We start from the raw sequence: 19,318 nt of genomic DNA on the forward strand, positions 1-19,318 counted from the left end.
GGTATTTAGAATTGCTGTAATATAACATGAGTTTAATTTAAAAATTACAAAAAGCACTATAAATGTGAATTAATTGTTGCCCGCTTGTGGGTGTTAAAAGTCAATTTAACTAAAATGAAAGGACTACAAATGAATTTTAGAGAAAATATCAACTCAGAGCACAGCGTACTTTTAGTAATCGACTTACAAAGCAAACTAGCACCGGCTATATCCTCATTTAATACGACCTTAGAGTGTGCTTTACAGCTTGCAAATGCAAGTGCTATTCATCAAATTCCTTCAATAATTACAGAGCATTATAAAAAAGGACTAGGTGAAAGTGATGAGAAAATTAAGCAAGCTTTACCAAACGCGCAATATATCGAAAAAATAAATTTTAGTGCCTGCGCCGAAGAGGGGTTTTTAGATACTCTTTCGCAATTTCAGCGCCCTCATGTGGTTGTTATTGGTACAGAAGCACATGTTTGTGTATTACAAACCTGTTTAGATTTACTACAACAAGGTTATGCAGTAACTGTTGCTACAGATGCAATAGCCTCAAGAAATACAGAGCACAAAGCCATTGCGGTTGAGCAGCTTCGTCAAGCCGGTGCAGTAATATCATGTGCAGAGACAATAATATTTCAATGGACAAAAAAAGCAGGGACGTCTACTTTTAAACAAATACTATCAATTGTTAAGTAGCGCATTAAAAACATTTTTAAATCAACCTGAATTAGTAATGCTGGGCTTGATTTAAAATAAAAAATTGCGAGTTGTTAAAGGTTATATTAGCAATAAGCGTGTTTAATTTATTACAAAATTAATTAAGGTTTTTATGTCTAGTGTGAGCCGATTGTTTACAATCATATTCTGTTTATTGTTTGTCGAGTCTATTGGTATAGGCCTTTATTTTGATACATTAACAGAGGCGTTTTTGGTCGGCTTGCCCCTGTGCTTGCTCCCTATATGGTTATTAAAAACCCAACCCGAAAGTAAAGTTACACCTCATGTTGTCGCTGCCGCTATTATGATGTTTTCATTTTTGCATATTCAACAAGCTTATGGGCTTATTGAAGTGCATTTTGAAATATTTATTTTCTTAGCCATGTTAATAATGTTTGTTGAGTGGCGAGTATTTATTACGGCGATTGTATTTGTTGCTGTTCATCATTTATCTTTTTACTATTTACAAACGCAAAACACGGGGTTTTATGTATTTGACCCCGACCGACTCGCTTTTTCAACTGTGCTTATTCACGCAGCTTATGCCATTGTAGAAGCCCTTGTTGCTGGTTTTATTGCAGTAACATTACAACGCGAACGTCGTGCAGGTTTGTCGTTAAGCCATGCCACAGAGCAAATAATGCAAGATCCAGAGCAAGTAAAGCTCTCAATGCGAGCTGATGATACCAATAGCAGTGCAGTAGTAGGCTTTAACACGCTACTAGAATACTTGTCGGATGTTATAAAACAGGTTCAAACTCAATCCGATTCATTAAAAAATAATTCTCAAGAACTTATTAATGTGCATGATGAGCTGGCAGACAGTGCTAAGCACCGAAATATACAAACCGATGATATTGCCAATTCAGGTTCACAAGTAGCCCACGGTTTTAAACTGGTTGAGCAAGAGAGTGATATTTTAAAGCAGCAGGTTAGCAATATAACCGATTCTGCTCATGTAGCTTTGCAAGAAGTATTACAAACAGACAGTAAGAGCAAGGAGTTGCTCACATTACTAACCAATACAGAAGAGCAGCTAAGTCATTTAGTGGCAGCTGGTGATGTAATTACAGGTTTGTTGAATGAAATATCAGGTATAGCGGATCAAACTAACTTGCTAGCACTCAATGCTGCCATTGAAGCTGCCAGAGCGGGCGAGCATGGTCGTGGTTTTGCTGTCGTTGCAGATGAGGTTCGTTCTTTAGCGAATAACAGCCAGAAAACAACAGCAAAAATAGCATCTACGTTAACAGATTTAGTGAATAACAGCCGCACTTCAACACAATCTATGAATCAATGTGTTGATTTTGTTGTAGATCTTACGAAAATTAGTGCCACTATGAAAGAGAATATCTCGTCAATGAGCGAGCAGATACAGGCTGTATCCACAAGCTCTAATTCGGTTGCACAAGTAGTTGCTGAGCAGGCAGGCAATACCGAGCAAATTGCAATAAGCACAGATCAAATGCGTCAACGCCAACATGAAGACGGAAAAATTGTTGATCAACTTACCGCCAAGGTACAAATGATTGATGTTAGTATTGATGTGTTAGAGCAAAGCATTGCAAAATTTAACTAATAAGCGCTATTTTATTGTTGCTTTAATTGGTGTGTGGCTTGTCGTTGTTGTGTCGGGTTTAGTGTATTTTCAACTTGGCCAATTAAAGCCTTTTGATGAAAATAAAATGCTGGAACGACACAATTGGTTTTCGCAATTTAAAGAACAGGTGGTTTGGCAAAACAAAGATAGTGCTCAACTACTTATTATTACAGAAGATAAATGTGGATGTACTATACAAGCTAAACCACACCTATCATCTTTACAGCGGTTTGCGAAAAATCAGGGCGTTGAGGTACAAACATTTAAACTCAATAGCCAACTAAAGTTAGTGGTTCCGGCTACACCAGCCGCGGTTTTAATTGATAAAAATGGTGAGTTTGTTTATGCAGGGCCTTTATCTGAAGGGCTGGCATGCTCTCAAGGTAGCGGGTTTGTAGAGGCCGTGATCAGTAATCTACAAGCTGGTTTTAACTCATCATTGTTAATTGCCGATACAAAAGGGTGTTATTGCATTAACCGAGCATAATAGCTCGCTTATTTCTATTTATGATATGTGCTAATGCTTTTTTAACGCTTACCTACTTTAGGTAAGCGTTTTTTGTTGTAAATGACTTAACCTGAACGCTGGCTAAAAGACTTATTATCCAAAATACAGGTTACTTAATTACATAATGGTTACTAAGCCATAAACACCAAGTAATACAAACACAGTGGCGGCTATCGCTCTAACGGTATTTAATGGAATTCTTTTTAGTAACGCCTTACCAGCATAAATAATCGGGACATTGGCGATTAGCATACCAAGGGTTGTACCAATTGTTACCCATAAAACAGATTGATATTGTGCACCGAGCAACACGGTTGCAATTTGTGTTTTGTCGCCAATTTCAGCAATAAAAAATAAGATTAAGGCTACTAAAAATGCACCATAGCGGTCGTACTTGTGGCTAACGTCTTCGTCTTTATCGGGAATAAGCAGCCACAGCCCTACCACAATAAAGCTTATATTAACTATCCAAGGTAAGTATTCGTCGGCAAAGTTTCCGCTCAGCCAATCACCAAACCAGGCAGATAAACCATGATTAATAATAGTAGCAGCGAGAATGCCTAAAATAAGCGCTATTTTATTATGAAAACGTGCCGCGAGTAGTAACGATAAAAGCTGAGTTTTATCGCCAATTTCGGCAAGGGCAACAGTGACGGTAGAGGTTAAAAAAATATCCATTAATATAATCTTCAGGCGGGAATATTAAACCAAGGCAAACAGCTATCTCCCGCCATGAGGATAGTGTCTACCTAGGTCTCGCCGATAACGCTTGCTACAACATTACAAACTTACCATGCACATGAGGTGCAATTATGTTGATAAGTTTACTCATTACTGAGCGGGCTACTCCCCTAAGAGGATGGCGATTATTCCACAAAGTTTAAAGCAGGTAAATATATAAGGATAATTTTTAAAATTAGTTACTGTTTTAATAATGTTGATGAATAAATGAGCTTGCGTTTAGCTCTCAAGTTTACTGTAATTACAAACAGATGGAAGTTGAGCAATTTGAAGTTATATACACGTGTAAAGGAATTAAATATGCAATCAACAATTGTTAAATCAACTACGGCAACCATTCAAAATGGAGTGATGAAAGCGGACGGAAAGTTTTGGATTACGCAGACTAATGTAAATTTTGAACCTTTTAATGAAAAATTGGGGTTAGAACCACATACAATTCCACGTAATACAATTTTAAAAGTGGTTGAATGTAAAGGTAAGGGCGCAGGCCTTATTCCAATAACGGCTGATGCGATAGAGGTTTTCACGCAAGATGGCAGCTCATATCAGTTTATACTTTCAAACCCCAGTGATTGGATAACTATATTGTCTAATAAAACTAGCGCTTAAAGTAACCAATTTGCCATCATTTAATCATTTAAATGATGGCAAATAAGGTTTTTATTTAAAGTATAAGCGCTAATATGCCTCAAAATTAAAGCACCTAAACTTTAAATACATTAACTTGTCCTTGTAGCATTGCCGCAAGCTGTGCGAGTTCTTGCGATGCTTGAGCATTTTGTTGTGAGCTTTCGCTAACAGAAGTAATACTCGCGCTAAACTCATTAATATTGCTGCTTAGTTCATTTGCGACCATTTTTTGCTCCTGAGTTGCGGTTGATATTTGAGTATTCATATCTGCAATTTCGGTAACTTCTTGGTTAATTTCGCTGAGTACCTGTGAAGAATAATTAGCATGGTCGACACTTTCTTTAGCGCTGCTTTCAGCGTTACCCATCGCATTAACAGCTTGCTGAGCCATGCCTTGTAGTTTTGTGATCATTTCATTAATGCTAGCGGTTGCTTTTTGAGTATTGTGGGCAAGTTGTCTTACCTCATCGGCTACAACGGCAAAACCTCGACCTGAGTCGCCAGCTCTTGCTGCTTCAATGGCTGCGTTTAAGGCTAACAAGTTAGTTTGCTCAGCAACACTTTGGATCATCATCACAACTTGGTTTATATCATTGGTTTGTGTATTTAGATCTGTAATAAGCTGCGTATTTGTATTAACCAAAGTTGAAAGCGTATTTATTGACTCGATATTATCAGCAACAGCTTGCTGACCTTGGCCTGCTTTTATGTCAGCACTTGTGGCTTTATCAGAGGTTATTTGCGCGTTTTGAGCAACTTGTTCTATTGCACTACTCATTTGGGTAATTGCAGTTGCAATCATAGCTGATTGTTGCTCTTGCTGGGTTGCTGTACTGGCTACTTGAATACTAATAGAGTTCATTTCTTCAGCTGCCGAAGCAAGCGTTAGTGTTGCGCCTGCCATATCTTTTACTAAATCTTGGATCCGAAGTAACATATCATTAAAGTTAGATGCGGTATCTGCAATCTCATCTTTACCCTGAACCTTAGCACGAGCTGTTAAATCAGCATTGGTTGCAATATCCGTTATGGTATCGCGTAATGACATTAATGGGTTTTGTATCGAGCAGTAAATAAAGTAGGCAACAATCAGTAGAAGTAAAATTAATATCGCGATTGTCACACTCATTATAAATTTTATAAATTGATAATTTTCATCAGCTTTAACTCTAAAGTCACTCGCTTCTTTAAGCTGTAAATCAATCAAAGCCTGGTAACTGGCACTAAGCGGATCAAAGAGTTGGTAAAGCTCATAAACAAATTGATTTTGTGGTAGTGATAAAAATTCACCACTATTAATACTTACAATTAAATTATTCAAATGCACGAGCACAGGCTTTAGTTTATTTTCAACGTTATCTACTAAGCGCTTTTCTTCAGCTGTTAACTGTGTGCTTAAGTAAGCTTTCCATTCATTATCAGCCGTATTTCTAGCCTCATTAACATTTGCTAAGAGTTCTGACTTGGTAATAGAGTCAGCACGATACTTGTGAAGTAAATCAACAATATTTACAGCGTAATTATCTGACACATGTTTAATTTGTTTAAGTGGTACGATACGGTCGTCGTATAAACTATCAATCCCTGCTACTAACCTTCCCATTGTGTTTATTGAAAAAAACGATGTAATTAAAAAAATCATAATTGGTAGCAATGCAAGCACTGCTAAACGGGTACGCACAGAATAATTGTTTAACATAGTTGTCCAAAATTACAGCAATAATAAAAAAGTATAATCTGGAAAAAAAATTTTACTGAATTTTTATAAAAAATTATTTAGCTTAATAACTCTTATGTGTTTTAAGTTATTAACGACTGGTTCATCTAAAAAGGCTTTTACTCGCATAGTCCAATCAATTTTAATTATTGTTACTGTAAATAGAAGGAAAGGTAAGCTTGCCATTGTTTGTAAGACGCCAAGCAAATTTTGTTGTGATTGAAGTGCCGCTTAGAGCGATAACCGATTTTTCAGGTGAGCCGTCATTAACCGAGTAAGAATAAGTGGAAACGTTCCTTTTTTTACATGTTTATATAAACTACAGAAAGCATAATGTTTATATTTGGCAATAGCTTACAATATTTGCTATTAATATAAGTTCATAAAATAAAGACCTTTCGCGCCATTATAGGGAAAGTACCCTCTGATAAAGTTGTTATGGCGCTCAGTTGAACTGTGGAAAATAATCAAAAAGGAATTCGGAAAAGATGATACGTAATTTCTACACTTGCGATAAAGAAGTCGACGAAAATAGCCATGATGGACAAGGTTCAATAGATATCTATCGTGCATTCAGACGTAAAGATTTCGATGGTGCTTGGGATTTTGCCATCCGTGTCGTTATGCCACCTGGAAGTTCTATGGGAGAGCATACTCACGGAGATGACGAAGAAATGTATATCATTTTGAAAGGTGAAGGCACTATGACCATTGAAGGTGAGGGCAAAAAAGTGGCCTCAGGAGATATGATAGTTAATAAACGTTTTGGCACCCATGGTTTGGTTAATACATCGGACCATGAAATTGAGTTACTGATAATCCAAGCAAGTCTAAAATAAATAGCCATAACAAAGCGTTAAGGCGGATTTACAACACTTGGCGATCTCAGTTCAAGTTTAATTTAGTGTTTAAGATATAGTGGGTTAGGTATGGTGGTTTGCGTTCTTCACCACTTGACGCAGCGTTAGGCAAACAATCCAAAAAAATGAGTAATTAATGACCCAAAGACTAACAATTGTTTATCAACTTGCTTCATGGGTTTGCACTGTATTAGCTTGGACCAACGGCGCTATTCTTTTGTGGGATGGCTTTGCTAATGCGGAGTATCGGGTCCTCACTTTCGCGGTCGCACTGCTTTTTGGAGTGATCGGTGGCACCGTTCTTGGGGTGGAAAGAAGTTTGAGTCAAATCTACCGATGTTCCGATAAGACTTCCGAAGAGCAGGCGGGGTTAAAAACTGCCAGTGCTTGGACATTGCTCTATGTGTGTCTTGTTTTCGGAGTGCTTCTCATAGGTGTGGTAATGGCAATAGGCTTGGTCGCGATCGTCGAAAGGTTGCAAACTGGATTCCATATCTTCGGATGAGCACTAATACAGATGTGTTCGATGTAGACTTCCCAGCTTTCACTAGACACCAGCTTATAATCTTAAAGTACAAAACGGGAGTAAACTTCCGTTTCTAGTGCTTCAAAGGTAGTTATCGAAATATATTCTGTTTTTGAAAGCGTTAACCGGACGGTAACCTTTTTATATCAAATGCATTTAAGATTTTCCTGACTTGAACTAACTACTGTATTGTAAATAGTAATTTTGCTCCTGTATAAGGAACGATATGAGTATCGTGGGATAAGGTTTACTTAGCTACTTTATGTTAATGTAAATAAGGTAATAATTAACTTTTAAGGTTGAAGTAATGGAATATAACAATCTATCCAAGCTTGTAAAAAAAGTTCTCAAAACAGATCAAAGTGGTAATACAACAATGCCCTCAAGACGCGAAATGACAAGCAAAATTTTTGCGTTTATTATGCTTATTCCTGGAATTATTAGCATCGTGATGACCGTTGCAAGCGAAGGAGGGGAAAGTATTTTCTTCGCGACTTCGGCAAGCTTCTTTTTAGGAGTATCTATATTGCTTTTTGGTCAAAAGAGCCGCTTAGAGTTTAACGGGACAGAAAAACAGCTTAATTTAAAAACCGCATTATGGGGTTACTTTCAAAGAAGTAAAGTTATTACATCGTTTGATACACTATCATTTGAATTAAGTAGTATAGGCGCGCAAGGCCCTTATCAAATTAAGTTTGTTGATCAGTTATATGAATTTAAACAGTATACAGATGCTAAGATGTTCATTTCGTTTTTATATAAAAAATATAATATTATTACTGCTGAAACCATATCGGATTGGCCAAATAAAACGCCGATAAGGTTTGCTCAAAGCGAATTAGATATTTCACCACAAATTGCTCATGATAGCACAAAAGCTAATTCAAACTCTCATCTGAAAGATGTAGATTTTAATAGAGAGGATCTTGTTTTCATTGAAATATGGGATCGCAAATCGCTAATAAAACTATCCCTGCCATTTTTTGTTTTTACAGCCATTGCCGGCTTAGTTAAATACGGAGTGCTGTAATGTATTTTAAAGAACTATCTAGTGAGCTAGCTATTTATCGACAACCAAGGTTAACTAGATTATTGCTAGTTTTGTTGTGTGGTTTCTTTTTATTTATCGGACTAATTAATGTGTTTAATTCTGATGAAGCAAAATCATTACCAATATGGGTATCTGGGTTTATATGCTGGTTAGGGTGGAGTGGCTCGTTTGGTGGCTATGTATGTCGTTTTGATCTCGCAAAACAAACCTTGGAATTAAAGTCTAGTAGTTTATATACTATTTTTAAACGTGTTTATAAATTATCAGATATTAAAGGTTTTAAAGCTATACCAAGAAAAGGCTACACACATAACTATAGATTATATGCAGTGTTAACTGATAATACTCATGTTGCTTTCGCAAGCTACAAAGGACGAGGATTTGCAGTTAAGGAGTGTATAAAAATGGCTGACTTTGTCAGTAAGCCTTATCAAATCAATATTGATACAGCTCCATTATAATTTTATGAGAACTAAGTAGCGCGGATTAACATATTTTTTAGAAACCAATGCCAAACGCTTAGTTGTACTCCGGTGTTTATGGAGTTTAAGCTTAGCTCGCTACAAAAGAATTCGGGTATGAGCGATAATCGGTCATCGAGACTGGCTGAATATCGTCGTTAATTGATTGGTTAAACTGCTCTTTGCGCATATATTCATGAAAATGAGCGTTGCCCGCATATTGGTTCATTTAACTTTACCTAAAAAATTTAGAAAACTTAGTGATAGTAATGCCTTAGGTAATTTGTTAAAACTATATAAAGTAGATAAATGAGCTTTAAGTCGGCAGAAATATGCGCGCTGAGCGCACTATTAAATTGTTATGAATACAGGGAAGTCTTGTGAACGGTCAGTATAACCATATACCTCACCCGAGGGAATCATCGGCAAGATCTAATGTTTTGTACGGAACCTATTTTAAAATAGCGGAAACTGATTTTTGTAATTGTTTAGAGGTGCTAGCTATTGATCAATCTCCTCTTAATGAAGACGAAAGGTATAAACTAGAAAAAGAAGTAAATAACTTTGCACTAAAAGCTATTGTTTTTGCTGCCATGTCTGTTGAATCAGCGATAAATGATTACGCAGGTAAGCACCTTGGAGATAAATATTACCAACAACATTTAGCTAGTTTAGATTTAATTTCTAAATGGATCATAATCCCTCGATTAGTCTGTGAAAGAAGTATCGATAAATCAGGTGCAGCATACAATTCTCTAAAAACTTTAGTCTCAGCAAGAAATAAGCTTGTCCATAATAAATCTGAAGAAATTAATTTCTCTGATCCATACGCGGTTATTAAAAAACAAGAGAAAAGATCGGAGGAGTTCAAAAGGGATTTCCATAGTTCACTGAAAACCTTATACTTATTAAGTATGGAAATGGACTTTGTGGTTGGGCAAATGCAAAACCCCCTTGGGACATTAGATTCAGCATTTAATCCTTCCTTAGAAGTACCTGAATTAGCCAAAGAACTTTTTAAAAACTGTAAAGATACGGTGCTTAAAAAGTATTCATAACAAGCTAATAAACAAGGACAAAAAACAGTTTGCGGTTTTCGTGCCTCAACATATTAGCAAACAATTTTTTGCCTGTTATTAGGGCGTTACCACTGTCTGCAAATGGCATAAACCGGAAATAGCCCACTCACTAATTCTATATTCATACATTAAGGTTTCTAAAGCCTCAATGTAATTAATTTGCAACTATTAAAATATTTACCTAAACCTACTTAGATTTAAGGTGAACTCTAATTAATAAATCTCAATTTAAGTGCCATACATTCGAATGAAATTCAAACAATTCTCAAGCTGCCGCGAATTCTCAATTTAAGTGGCGCTGGCCAAAAAAATGCAAAAAATTCAAATTTTATAAAAAACCAATTGATAACTATTTTCGTTTAGATTAATATAAACCCACTAAATGAAATTGAGAGTTGTTTGTATTCATGTATGTTTGTCTTTGTCACGGTGTGACCGATAAAAAAATTGAGCAAACCATCGACGATGGTGCTACTACCATGCGCGAGCTAACTAAAGAGCTTAAAGTGGGCAGCCAATGCGGTAAGTGTTGTTGTTGTACTAAAAAGATCCTCAATCGTAAACTGATTCAAATTGCAGATATAACCGATCAAGTGGCTTAATAGTAATCTACATAAATAGGCCTACCTAAACGAATTGGTTTAACATTTAAAAATTAAACATAAAAAAAGCAGCCTTAGCTGCTTTTTTTGTATTTATAACTTTAACTTACAGTTGCGATTGTAAGTAGTTTTCAAGCCCAGTGTTTTTGATCAGCAGTTGCTGTGTTTCTAGCCAATCAATTTGCTCTTCTTGCTCATTTAAAATGTTATCGAGCGCTTCACGGCTAATGTAATCTTTTTTACTTTCAGCTAGTTTAATGGCAGCACGAAGCTCGTCTACTGTATCAAGTTCAAAGCTCATGTTAGCGGCAATCATTTCTTCGCTGTTTTCACCAATGCGTAAGCGTCCTAAATCTTGAAGGTTAGGCAGGCCTTCTAAAAATAAAATACGCTCAATTAAACGGTCGGCGTTTTTCATTTTTTGTATCGATACTTTGTAATCAGCTTTGTCTAGTTTACTAAAACCAAAATCTTTAAACATACGTGCATGTAAAAAGTATTGGTTAATACCCACAAGCTCATTAGCAAGTACTTTATTTAGTGCTGCAATAACGTCTTTATCGCCTTTCATAATGTAAGTCCTTATTCGCCCATTTGAGCTTGGTGGTAGTTTTGAGTGCCAATTTTGTCAATCAGACCCAGTTGTTGCTCTAACCAGTAGACGTGATCTTCTTCGGTATCAAATAATAGCTTTTCTAGAATTTCACGAGATTGATAATCTTGCTGTTGTTCACAGATAGCAATAACTTCTTTAACACACTCAACCACTTCAAGTTCTAAGGTTAAGTCGTTTTGCATCATGCTTTTTACATCGTTACCAATTAACAGGTCACGACGTTTGGTCATGTTTGGTACGCCTTCTAAAAAAAGAATACGCTTAATTAGCCAATCAGCGTGGTCTTTTTCTTCTTCCATTTCATGGTTAAGACGCTCATAAAGTTTGTTTAAGCCCCAATCGTCGTACATACGAGAATGAATAAAATACTGGTCAATAGCAGCTAATTCGTTAGCTAACAATGTATTGAAGGCGTCGATTACTTTTTGATTACCTTTCATAGCGCTTATCCTAAAAATTCTAATTGTGGCTAGTCTAGTATATAGGCACAGAATTGCAAGTAATTTACTTATAAATCATATGGTTAATATTGAGTTTGATTCTCGTTTAAGTTTGCATTGCTGGTTAATAAACGGACAGGTTGTTATTTGTATTTTAGATCAGCAAGTTAGTTGAGGGTATAAGCGCGTTCATACCGTAAAAGTATGAACGCGTAAGTGATTAAAATTGATAAGTAACACCTACTGTGGCCGTGGTACCTAAACCTTTAATGTTGTATCCACCATAGGTGTAAGATTGCGCACGGGCTGGGAAGTAGTCTTGGTTAAATAAGTTTTCTACCCCGATAAAACTTTTCCAGTTGTCTGCAAACTGATACTGACCGCTTAAATTAAAAACCGTGTAGTTATCGACAGGCCCCTGATCGCCAACATATTTACCATTATCATTAGGCTCAAAGCGTTTTCTATCACCCACATACAAGTAACTTAATGTTAGTGACAGGGTATCCGTAGGTTGCCAGTTAAGGTTTGCTGTGGCTTTTGGTGGACTGATTTGCTTAGAGCCTAAATATATATCTGCTTCAGTATTTTTACCTTCTACATAACTATACGTTGCCAGTAATTTAAGAGATGGGCTTATGGTGTAGTCTACTAAGGCTTCATAACCCCAAATTTCTTGAGGTGCTCTAACCGGTTCATAAACACCCGTTACTTCATTAAATTTGTTTGTAGTACCAAGCTCAGAGGTGCTTCGATATGCTGCGACTTCTAAACGAACTGCATCAAATTGAGAATTAAAACCAATTTCATAATTATCGATAATTGAAGCTTGTGTTTGAATAAGGCCTATATCATTTACTGTGGCAGAGCGAAGTAGGCGGCCAATATCTGATATATCAGATCCCTGTGAGTAGTTTAAAAAGGGGCTGAATTTTTCATCTAGATTGTATTTAATGCCCACGTTATAGGTCGTAGCATTGTAATCAACCGTGTCGCCTTTTACGCTAATTGGCACAGAGCATTGCGTGGCCGTTTTACATAATTTAAGCGTGCGATAATCATCTACGCTAAGGTCGATATTTTCTTTGCGTACACCGGCCTTTATTATTAAGTCATTAGCAATAACCCACTTAGTTTGTAAAAAGCCCGCGACACTTTTCATGTCCATTTCTGGCACCCAAACACGCCCATCAACCAGCGGTTGTGCAGTTACATCATTTAACGCATCAATTCCGTAAATAAATGACGCTTCAACTGAGTCAAAGTCCACCTGGGTATTAAAAGTTGCTCTGGCGCCTTTTTTTTCTGAACTTATAACTGATTGACCACCTTGATAATTCTCATCAGGATTGGCAAGGTTTGGAGAGAAGAAAAACACATTTTCTATATCTTGCGTATAGAGGTCTAACGTCATTTGTGTGTTTTCAAGCAGTGCGTAGTCGGTGTATTTTAAGGTTATATTTTCGTTGCCTTCTGGCCCTTGTGGTTTACCTTGCTTTTGTAATTCTGACGGCACATGAATGGCGTAGGTTTTTTCTCCTAGGCTCATATCACCAACAACATCGCCTAAGTCGGTTTTTTGTTGTGAACTGAAGTAGTTATAACTAAATTGGAGTTGCTTTTCATCATCAAAGTCATAGCCAAGCTTAGTGAAGTAATTTTGTGTAACGGCATCAGATAAACCATATTGTAAACCGAGAACATCGCCTTGCGAATCGCGTTGTACACCGTTTTCTTCATAGCTTGCAGTTACTAAGTAGCTAAATTTATCTGCACGACCATTCAATGCTGCAGATAACCTTGCGCCTGCGCTTTCTTCAAGTTTTACCGCACTAAAACGACTCGATAAGCTTATTTCACCTTGGGTTTGGCCATCGCTTTGTGCTTGCTTGGTAATATAGTTAATAATTCCGCCTGATGCGCCGTTACCATAAATTGACGTTGCCCCTTTAATGACCTCTATTCGACCTATTGCGCTTGGATCTAAGGTTTTTACCCCTAATGATCCGTTACGCAGTGGCGTTGACTGTGGCACGCCATCAATCATGATCAGTGGGGCACGCCCGCGTAAAGTTTGTCCTGAATTACTTGAGCTTCCAGTATCTGGAGCAAGACCGGGAACCATTTGTGCTAAAAGGCTTTGTAATTCTGGATTAACTTTTAAATGCGCTTCTATTTGCTTTTGACTAATAATAGTTATGGAAGCAGGGACCTCATCAATACTTTCAAAAACACGACTACCCGAAACAATAACGTGCTCCATTTCTGTTTGATTTAAATTTCTTTGGATCGTTGATTCGTCTGCAATACTGGCGCCACTGACTATTAATGCTATTAAGCTCAGAGATGTTTTAAACATGCGGGTCCTTCGTTTGAATGGTTTTAGTTGTGTTAATGATGGGCGCAATATTAAGAGTAATTTAAAGTAAACGCAAGGTTAATGATAATTGTTTTTATTTGCATGTATGCTATTGCAAGCTATAGGGGGTCAAATATAACGTTGCGTTAAAATAGATGTTCGTAACGGCAGTTGATTATTGTTAGCAGGCCTTCTGCGTTTTGTTGCACAAGGCATAAAAATAAAGATGTGTTCAGTTTTAATTACAAAGTACTTTGTATAATCAAACTAAGGTGAACAACACTCAATTACGCAGTGTTCAATTGCAAATTCATCATGTAAATAGTGTTTTATGGCATTAAGCTCAATAGGGGTATCTGTTTGCATCACAATTTCACAGTGAGTGGTAGTATCGTCCAGTTGCCACGCTTTTATTGATTTTATTTGCGTAATAGCGAACTGTTGTAGTAATTTTTTGCTTATAAGTTGCTGATCAAAATCAATGGGTGCTGCTTGCATTAAAATACTACAGCTCGCTTTAAGTAATAATACGCCATGATAAATAACGTAAAGTGATATTAAAATAGTCGCTATTAAATCAACAACATACCACTGGTATAAAATGATTAAAGTACCGGCAATAATAACGACTATTGATGCCATTGCATCAGACACATTATGAATAAACGCCGCCTTTATATTCATGTTATTTTTAGCGCCGGCTTTAAAGGTTAATAACGCAGTGACTAAATCAACGAGTAGCGCTACTGCGGCAACCCATACAATGATCCAGCCATTGATAGGTTGGGGGTTTAAATAACTATTTATGGCTTCAAAAATTAAATAACCCCCGATGACTATTAACGTAGTGCTATTAAAAAGGGTTGCTAGTATCTCTGCGCGTTTGTAGCCAAAATGATGGGTTGTATCAGCCTGTTTATTGCCAATTTTTCGGGCAACGAGGGCAATAAAAATAGAAGCCGCATCACTTAGGTTATGTAATGCATCGGCAATTAATGAAAGGCTGCCAGAAAATACGCCGCCAACAACTTGCACTACAGTCAGTAAAACATTTATAAATACGGCAAGAGTGAGCTGTTTATCACTTTGGTTATCATCAACGTGACTGTGTGAGTGACCATGACCCATTTTAGTTAAACTCCCTTATTGCTTTACTTTTTACTCATAATGACAACTTTTTACCATTTATAAAAGCGCTGTTTTAATTTGTTTTTTAGATATCGTAATGGCTAAATTTAAATAAGCCCGTGATAGTTACGTATTGAATATAAAAACGATATGCTAGGGTATAAATAAATGTATTAATGGCTTAAGTTATCATAATTATTTAGGCACTTTTTATTTTAAATTTAATAGGCATAAAAGTCGTTTTGAAGGGTTAATAACAATGAACACAACAATAGAAATTCGCGATGCACAGCCAAGTGATGCAAAAACAATTCTGCATTTTATTAATGAGCTTGCCATTTACGAAAAAGAGCCAGATGCAGTTAAAACAGATGAACAAGCAATTTTAGATACACTGTTTTGCGACGGCGCAACAGCGCATAGTTTAATTTGTTTACAAGATGATGAACCGATTGGTTTTGCGGTGTATTTTTACAACTACTCTACTTGGTTAGGTAAAAATGGTCTCTATTTAGAAGATTTATATGTTAGCCCAGATAGCCGTGGAAATGGTGCCGGTAAAGCTATCATGAAAGAGCTGGCAAACAGAGCAATAAGCAAAGACTGTGGCCGCTTTGAGTGGGTAGTGCTTGATTGGAATAAACCCGCAATTGATTTTTATAATAGCATGGGCGCTGAGCCACAGAATGAATGGATTATATATCGTTTAACGGGCCAAGCATTGATTGATTTTGCAAACAAAGATTAGTGCCGAATATGGCCAGTAATATACCTAGTTTTTGTTAAGCTAAGCGCTACATAACTTATAAGAGCAATTTATGGTTAATCAGCATTGGCAAAAAGCGCGTCAGAGCCGCGATGCGCGTTTTGATGGGCTTTTTTATGTAGCGGTAAAAACCACAGGTATTTATTGTCGGCCAATTTGCCCCGCGCCCACTGCGCATGAAAAAAATGTAACCTACTATCAGTTTGCGCACTCTGCTGCGCAAGCAGGGTTTAGGCCTTGTATTCGTTGCAGGCCCGATAGCGCACCAGGTAGTGCTGCTTGGCTGGGATCACAAACCACTGCATTGCGTGCTAAGCAGTTAATTGATCAATATCACGAGTGTGATTGTGAAGTACTTGCTGCGCGTTTAGGAATAAGCAGCCGCTATTTAAGGCGGCTTTTTTCTCAATATTTTGGTCTTTCAGTAACTCAATATCGATTATTTAATCAATGCCATTTTGCAAAAAAATTGATTCAAGAAACCAGCTTACCGCTTACCGAGATAGCGTTTGCTTCCGGCTTTAAAAGTGTGCGACGATTCAATGATGCTTTTTTAAAACAACTTAATATCGCGCCCTCAGCGCTCAGAACCGCCAAGCACTCAACTGATCTTGGGCTCACCTTAACTTTGCCTTTTCGTCCGCCATATAACTGGCAAGCATTGCATGGGTTTTTAGCAAAACGACTTATAGAGCCAATAGAGTGGTTAACGCCAACCAGTTATGGGCGTACTTTTACTTATAAATCGTGTAGAGGCCGCTTTAATGCTGAATTTATTGCAGATAAACATCATTTTCGGGTACAAATTGATATAGATAATACGCAATATTTACAGCCCGTTATTAACAACATTCGCCGTGTACTTGATTTAGATGCAGATACTTATTTAATTGAGGCGCATTTAAGCGAACACATTAATAATGCATTTCCACTTACTAAAGGCTTAAGGTTACCGGGTATTTGGTCAACCTTTGAAGCGGGTATTCGCGCTGTGTTAGGTCAGCAGGTGAGTGTAACTGCGGCGCATAATTTAGTGACTCAATTAGTGCAACAGCTTTCGGAGCAACAAGAGGGAAAGGTGTACTTTCCAACACCTGAAGTAGTGGCAGGTAGTGATTTTGCTTTTTTTAAAATGCCGCAGGCACGTAAAAATGCACTGCATAATCTCGCTGAATTTTGTGCTATTCACCCCAAGGAGGATGATTTAGACCAATGGCTTACTTTAAAAGGAATTGGCCCTTGGACGGTTAATTACGCAAAACTGCGCGGTCAAAGCCAACCCGATATTTTACTTGATGGCGATTTAGGGGTTAAAAAAGCCCAAGCGGCAGCAAGCTCGTTTGAATCTGCGAACTGTGCACCATTTCGATCTTACTTAACTTTTCAACTTTGGCAGCAATTATGATAGTGCAAACCAGTTTACCCAGCCCGATTGACGATATTATTATTCAGGCAACTGAAAACGGTATTAGTTATCTGGGGTTTTATCCACCGACCAGCTATGTCAGTACGCCTTTAAATAAGGTGACTAATTCACATGTTTTATCTTGTGTGGCGCAGCTTAATGAGTATTTTGCTCATACGCGTACTGAGTTTGATTTAGAGCTTGATACTGGCGGCACGCCATTTCAGCAAAGCGTATGGCAGGCATTACAAAGCGTACCGTTTGCTAAAGTGGCAACCTATAAAGATATTGCCATACAATTAAATAATCCTAAAGCAGTGAGGGCGGTGGGGGCTGCAAATGGCAAAAACCCAATCAGCATTATTGTGCCGTGTCACCGCATCATTGGTGCAAATAAAAAGCTAACTGGTTATGCTGGTGGCCTAGAGCGTAAGCAATGGTTACTAGAGCACGAAGCAAAATAAATAAAATAGCGTTTCCAAATTTGTATTCTCTGCACTTTAGGGTAGCATAAGCGCACTTTTTATTTGAAGGCATGGCCATGGCGCAATTATACTTTTACTACTCTGCAATGAATGCAGGTAAATCAACCACTTTATTACAATCAGCGTTTAATTATAAAGAGCGCGGTATGGAGCCGGTGATCCTCACGGCTGCCATTGACGATAGAGCAGGAGTGGGCAAAGTATCCTCTCGTATAGGCCTTCAAGCAGATGCGCATATTTATGATGCGGATAAAGACGTGTACGAGCTAATTAAATCGCTCAATAGTGATAAAAAACGTCATTGTGTACTCGTGGATGAATGTCAGTTTTTATCTAAAGATCAAGTTATGCAGTTAACCGATGTAGTCGATGAATTAGGCATTCCCGTATTGTGTTACGGCTTAAGGAACGACTTTAGAGGAGAGTTATTTAGCGGCTCGCAATATTTACTTGCTTGGGCTGATAAGTTAATAGAACTTAAAACGGTGTGTCATTGTGGGCGTAAAGCAAATCACGTATTACGTACCGATGAAAATGGCGAGGCTATTGCCGATGGCAACCAAGTAGAAATTGGCGGCAACGACCGTTATGAATCGGTGTGCCGCAAACATTATAAAGCCGCGTTAAATATGGGCCGTTAGGGCTTTTATAAAGGTATCTATATCCGCTTTGGTTATACCTAAATGGGTTACTAGCCTAAGTTGCTTACTTGGGCTAAACACAATGTCCTGTGCTTTTAAATTTGCTGCTAGTTTTGTGATGTTTATGCTGTTATCAAACGTAGCGTAAACCATGTTTGTGGTATTACTCATGTTTACGTTAAAACCAGCCACGTTATTTAACTGCTTTGCTAAATAACGTGCATTAGCGTGGTCATCGACTAAACGTTGAGTGTTATTTTCTAAAGCATATTGCCCCGCAGCAGCTAATATACCCGCTTGGCGCATACCGCCGCCAAGCACTTTTCGCCAGCGTCTTGCTTTGGCTATCAATGCTGTTGAACCAAGCAATAATGAACCAACAGGTGCACCTAATCCTTTTGATAAGCAAATAGATACAGAGTCAAAATGTTGGGTTATTTCTTTAATATCAACGTTAAGCTCGGCAGCGGCATTAAAAGCGCGAGCGCCATCTAAATGCAGTGCTAAGTTATGTTGGTTAACAAATTCGCGTGCTTTGAGTAAATAATCAATACCGAGTACTTTACCACCTATGGTGTTTTCAAGGCTTAACAGGCGGGTTTTTGCAAAGTGGCTATCATCGGGTTTAATTGCTGCAGCAATTTTAGTAAAACATAGACTACCATCGGCTTCATTTTCAATAGGCTGTGGCTGAATAGAGCCTAAAACGGCAGCGCCACCGCCTTCAAACTTGTAGTTATGAGCATTTTGGCCACATATATACTCGTCGCCGCGTTCACAATGGGCCATTAATGCAAGCAGATTTGTTTGTGTGCCTGAGCTACAAAAAAGTGCATCTTGCACATTAAAACGTAATCGAGCATAAGCTTCTAATTGGTTTACACTTTCATCATCGCCATAAACGTCGTCGCCGACGGGGGCATGATACATAATATCCCGCATTTTGCTGCACGGTTTTGTTACTGTATCTGAGCGAAAATCTATCATGGGGTGTC

22 protein-coding genes are annotated in these 19,318 nt (G+C 37.8%); 14 read left to right on the top strand and 8 right to left on the bottom strand.

Annotated features, from left to right (window positions below):
* The first annotated feature begins 129 nt into the window (after positions 1-129).
* The 3 genes from DK924_RS11200 to DK924_RS11210 all read left to right on the top strand — a co-directional run bounded on the left by DK924_RS11200 (position 130) and on the right by DK924_RS11210 (position 2,792).
* The gene (locus tag DK924_RS11200) at positions 130-684 is read left to right on the top strand and encodes an isochorismatase family protein (protein WP_109875193.1); all 555 of its coding nucleotides are present in this window, start codon (positions 130-132) and stop codon (positions 682-684) included.
* A gap of 133 nt (positions 685-817) precedes the next feature.
* Complete coding sequence (locus DK924_RS11205; protein ID WP_075169949.1) at positions 818-2,284, top strand: methyl-accepting chemotaxis protein; 1,467 nt, start codon at positions 818-820, stop codon at positions 2,282-2,284.
* The gene (locus DK924_RS11210) at positions 2,268-2,792 is read left to right on the top strand and encodes a DUF6436 domain-containing protein (protein ID WP_109875194.1); all 525 of its coding nucleotides are present in this window, start codon (positions 2,268-2,270) and stop codon (positions 2,790-2,792) included. The genes DK924_RS11205 and DK924_RS11210 overlap by 17 nt, the downstream gene beginning before the upstream one ends.
* A gap of 138 nt (positions 2,793-2,930) precedes the next feature.
* Here DK924_RS11210 and DK924_RS11215 read toward each other — a convergent pair whose 3' ends face one another.
* Entirely contained in the window at positions 2,931-3,491 is a 561-nt protein-coding gene (locus DK924_RS11215) for a TMEM165/GDT1 family protein (RefSeq protein WP_109875195.1), read from the bottom strand.
* Between the two features lie 363 nt (positions 3,492-3,854).
* Between DK924_RS11215 and DK924_RS11220 the strand changes: the two genes are divergently transcribed.
* Positions 3,855-4,166: a hypothetical protein gene (locus tag DK924_RS11220; protein ID WP_109875196.1), complete on the top strand. Its 312-nt coding sequence runs from the start codon at positions 3,855-3,857 to the stop codon at positions 4,164-4,166.
* Between the two features lie 94 nt (positions 4,167-4,260).
* On the opposite strand, the gene DK924_RS11225 is transcribed toward DK924_RS11220, so the two are convergent.
* Positions 4,261-5,886 (bottom strand): methyl-accepting chemotaxis protein, encoded by a 1,626-nt coding sequence (locus DK924_RS11225; protein ID WP_109875197.1) that lies wholly within the window; start codon positions 5,884-5,886, stop codon positions 4,261-4,263.
* Between the two features lie 506 nt (positions 5,887-6,392).
* Between DK924_RS11225 and DK924_RS11230 the strand changes: the two genes are divergently transcribed.
* From DK924_RS11230 to DK924_RS11245, 4 genes are all read left to right on the top strand, one after another.
* Positions 6,393-6,743, top strand: coding sequence for a cupin domain-containing protein (locus tag DK924_RS11230; RefSeq protein WP_109875198.1), 351 nt, complete (start codon positions 6,393-6,395; stop codon positions 6,741-6,743).
* 157 nt (positions 6,744-6,900) lie between these two features.
* Positions 6,901-7,269 carry a hypothetical protein gene (locus tag DK924_RS11235; protein ID WP_109875199.1) on the top strand — a complete coding sequence of 123 codons (369 nt, stop codon included), beginning with the start codon at positions 6,901-6,903 and terminating at the stop codon, positions 7,267-7,269.
* Positions 7,270-7,597: 328 nt separating this feature from the next.
* The gene (locus tag DK924_RS11240) at positions 7,598-8,320 is read left to right on the top strand and encodes a hypothetical protein (RefSeq protein ID WP_109875200.1); all 723 of its coding nucleotides are present in this window, start codon (positions 7,598-7,600) and stop codon (positions 8,318-8,320) included.
* Positions 8,320-8,802, top strand: coding sequence for a hypothetical protein (locus DK924_RS11245; RefSeq protein WP_036955025.1), 483 nt, complete (start codon positions 8,320-8,322; stop codon positions 8,800-8,802). The genes DK924_RS11240 and DK924_RS11245 overlap by 1 nt, the downstream gene beginning before the upstream one ends.
* 91 nt (positions 8,803-8,893) lie before the next feature.
* On the opposite strand, the gene DK924_RS18760 is transcribed toward DK924_RS11245, so the two are convergent.
* Complete coding sequence (locus DK924_RS18760; RefSeq protein WP_171040346.1) at positions 8,894-9,031, bottom strand: hypothetical protein; 138 nt, start codon at positions 9,029-9,031, stop codon at positions 8,894-8,896.
* A 151-nt stretch (positions 9,032-9,182) separates the two neighbouring features.
* On the opposite strand from DK924_RS18760, the gene DK924_RS11250 reads away from it, so the two are divergent.
* Positions 9,183-9,860 carry a hypothetical protein gene (locus DK924_RS11250; protein ID WP_109875201.1) on the top strand — a complete coding sequence of 226 codons (678 nt, stop codon included), beginning with the start codon at positions 9,183-9,185 and terminating at the stop codon, positions 9,858-9,860.
* A gap of 428 nt (positions 9,861-10,288) precedes the next feature.
* The gene (locus DK924_RS11255; RefSeq protein ID WP_010389142.1) at positions 10,289-10,483 is read left to right on the top strand and encodes a (2Fe-2S)-binding protein; all 195 of its coding nucleotides are present in this window, start codon (positions 10,289-10,291) and stop codon (positions 10,481-10,483) included.
* A gap of 106 nt (positions 10,484-10,589) precedes the next feature.
* On the opposite strand, the gene bfr (DK924_RS11260) is transcribed toward DK924_RS11255, so the two are convergent.
* The 4 genes from bfr (DK924_RS11260) to DK924_RS11275 all read right to left on the bottom strand — a co-directional run bounded on the left by bfr (DK924_RS11260) (position 10,590) and on the right by DK924_RS11275 (position 15,026).
* Positions 10,590-11,054, bottom strand: a complete 465-nt coding sequence (gene bfr, locus DK924_RS11260) for a bacterioferritin (protein ID WP_008112262.1) — start codon at positions 11,052-11,054, stop codon at positions 10,590-10,592.
* A gap of 11 nt (positions 11,055-11,065) precedes the next feature.
* Entirely contained in the window at positions 11,066-11,539 is a 474-nt protein-coding gene (gene bfr, locus DK924_RS11265; protein WP_008466858.1) for a bacterioferritin, read from the bottom strand.
* Positions 11,540-11,759: 220 nt separating this feature from the next.
* Entirely contained in the window at positions 11,760-13,898 is a 2,139-nt protein-coding gene (locus tag DK924_RS11270; RefSeq protein ID WP_109875202.1) for a TonB-dependent receptor, read from the bottom strand.
* A 267-nt stretch (positions 13,899-14,165) separates the two neighbouring features.
* A complete protein-coding gene (locus DK924_RS11275) occupies positions 14,166-15,026 on the bottom strand; it encodes a cation diffusion facilitator family transporter (protein WP_055011923.1) in 861 nt (286 codons plus the stop codon).
* A 259-nt stretch (positions 15,027-15,285) separates the two neighbouring features.
* Between DK924_RS11275 and DK924_RS11280 the strand changes: the two genes are divergently transcribed.
* The 4 genes from DK924_RS11280 (at position 15,286) to DK924_RS11295 (ending at position 18,323) form a co-directional block, all read left to right on the top strand.
* Positions 15,286-15,774 (top strand): GNAT family N-acetyltransferase, encoded by a 489-nt coding sequence (locus DK924_RS11280; protein WP_109875203.1) that lies wholly within the window; start codon positions 15,286-15,288, stop codon positions 15,772-15,774.
* Between the two features lie 70 nt (positions 15,775-15,844).
* On the top strand, positions 15,845-17,197 hold the full coding sequence (locus tag DK924_RS11285) for a DNA-3-methyladenine glycosylase 2 family protein (RefSeq protein WP_109875204.1): 1,353 nt from the start codon (positions 15,845-15,847) through the stop codon (positions 17,195-17,197).
* Complete coding sequence (locus DK924_RS11290) at positions 17,194-17,661, top strand: methylated-DNA--[protein]-cysteine S-methyltransferase (RefSeq protein ID WP_109875205.1); 468 nt, start codon at positions 17,194-17,196, stop codon at positions 17,659-17,661. The genes DK924_RS11285 and DK924_RS11290 overlap by 4 nt, the downstream gene beginning before the upstream one ends.
* A 77-nt stretch (positions 17,662-17,738) precedes the next feature.
* The gene (locus DK924_RS11295) at positions 17,739-18,323 is read left to right on the top strand and encodes a thymidine kinase (RefSeq protein WP_008112278.1); all 585 of its coding nucleotides are present in this window, start codon (positions 17,739-17,741) and stop codon (positions 18,321-18,323) included.
* Here DK924_RS11295 and ltaE read toward each other — a convergent pair.
* The gene (gene ltaE, locus DK924_RS11300; protein ID WP_109875206.1) at positions 18,306-19,310 is read right to left on the bottom strand and encodes a low-specificity L-threonine aldolase; all 1,005 of its coding nucleotides are present in this window, start codon (positions 19,308-19,310) and stop codon (positions 18,306-18,308) included. The two genes, DK924_RS11295 and ltaE, sit on opposite strands and share 18 nt — an antisense overlap.
* Positions 19,311-19,318: the final 8 nt, after the last annotated feature.

Origin of the sequence: Pseudoalteromonas sp. meg-B1 (genome assembly GCF_003173795.1) — a bacterium.
Lineage (GTDB): Bacteria > Pseudomonadota > Gammaproteobacteria > Enterobacterales > Alteromonadaceae > Pseudoalteromonas > Pseudoalteromonas undina.

Coding starts and splice junctions, on each gene's coding strand:
- DK924_RS11200 (WP_109875193.1), top strand. CDS start 130: ATGAATTTTAGAGAAAATATCAACTCAGAGCACAGCGTACTTTTAGTA.
- DK924_RS11205 (WP_075169949.1), top strand. CDS start 818: ATGTCTAGTGTGAGCCGATTGTTTACAATCATATTCTGTTTATTGTTT.
- DK924_RS11215 (WP_109875195.1), bottom strand. CDS start 3,491: ATGGATATTTTTTTAACCTCTACCGTCACTGTTGCCCTTGCCGAAATT.
- DK924_RS11220 (WP_109875196.1), top strand. CDS start 3,855: ATGCAATCAACAATTGTTAAATCAACTACGGCAACCATTCAAAATGGA.
- DK924_RS11225 (WP_109875197.1), bottom strand. CDS start 5,886: ATGTTAAACAATTATTCTGTGCGTACCCGTTTAGCAGTGCTTGCATTG.
- DK924_RS11230 (WP_109875198.1), top strand. CDS start 6,393: ATGATACGTAATTTCTACACTTGCGATAAAGAAGTCGACGAAAATAGC.
- DK924_RS11235 (WP_109875199.1), top strand. CDS start 6,901: ATGACCCAAAGACTAACAATTGTTTATCAACTTGCTTCATGGGTTTGC.
- DK924_RS11240 (WP_109875200.1), top strand. CDS start 7,598: ATGGAATATAACAATCTATCCAAGCTTGTAAAAAAAGTTCTCAAAACA.
- DK924_RS11245 (WP_036955025.1), top strand. CDS start 8,320: ATGTATTTTAAAGAACTATCTAGTGAGCTAGCTATTTATCGACAACCA.
- DK924_RS18760 (WP_171040346.1), bottom strand. CDS start 9,031: ATGAACCAATATGCGGGCAACGCTCATTTTCATGAATATATGCGCAAA.
- DK924_RS11255 (WP_010389142.1), top strand. CDS start 10,289: ATGTATGTTTGTCTTTGTCACGGTGTGACCGATAAAAAAATTGAGCAA.
- bfr (WP_008112262.1), bottom strand. CDS start 11,054: ATGAAAGGCGATAAAGACGTTATTGCAGCACTAAATAAAGTACTTGCT.
- bfr (WP_008466858.1), bottom strand. CDS start 11,539: ATGAAAGGTAATCAAAAAGTAATCGACGCCTTCAATACATTGTTAGCT.
- DK924_RS11270 (WP_109875202.1), bottom strand. CDS start 13,898: ATGTTTAAAACATCTCTGAGCTTAATAGCATTAATAGTCAGTGGCGCC.
- DK924_RS11275 (WP_055011923.1), bottom strand. CDS start 15,026: ATGGGTCATGGTCACTCACACAGTCACGTTGATGATAACCAAAGTGAT.
- DK924_RS11280 (WP_109875203.1), top strand. CDS start 15,286: ATGAACACAACAATAGAAATTCGCGATGCACAGCCAAGTGATGCAAAA.
- DK924_RS11285 (WP_109875204.1), top strand. CDS start 15,845: ATGGTTAATCAGCATTGGCAAAAAGCGCGTCAGAGCCGCGATGCGCGT.
- DK924_RS11290 (WP_109875205.1), top strand. CDS start 17,194: ATGATAGTGCAAACCAGTTTACCCAGCCCGATTGACGATATTATTATT.
- DK924_RS11295 (WP_008112278.1), top strand. CDS start 17,739: ATGGCGCAATTATACTTTTACTACTCTGCAATGAATGCAGGTAAATCA.
- ltaE (WP_109875206.1), bottom strand. CDS start 19,310: ATGATAGATTTTCGCTCAGATACAGTAACAAAACCGTGCAGCAAAATG.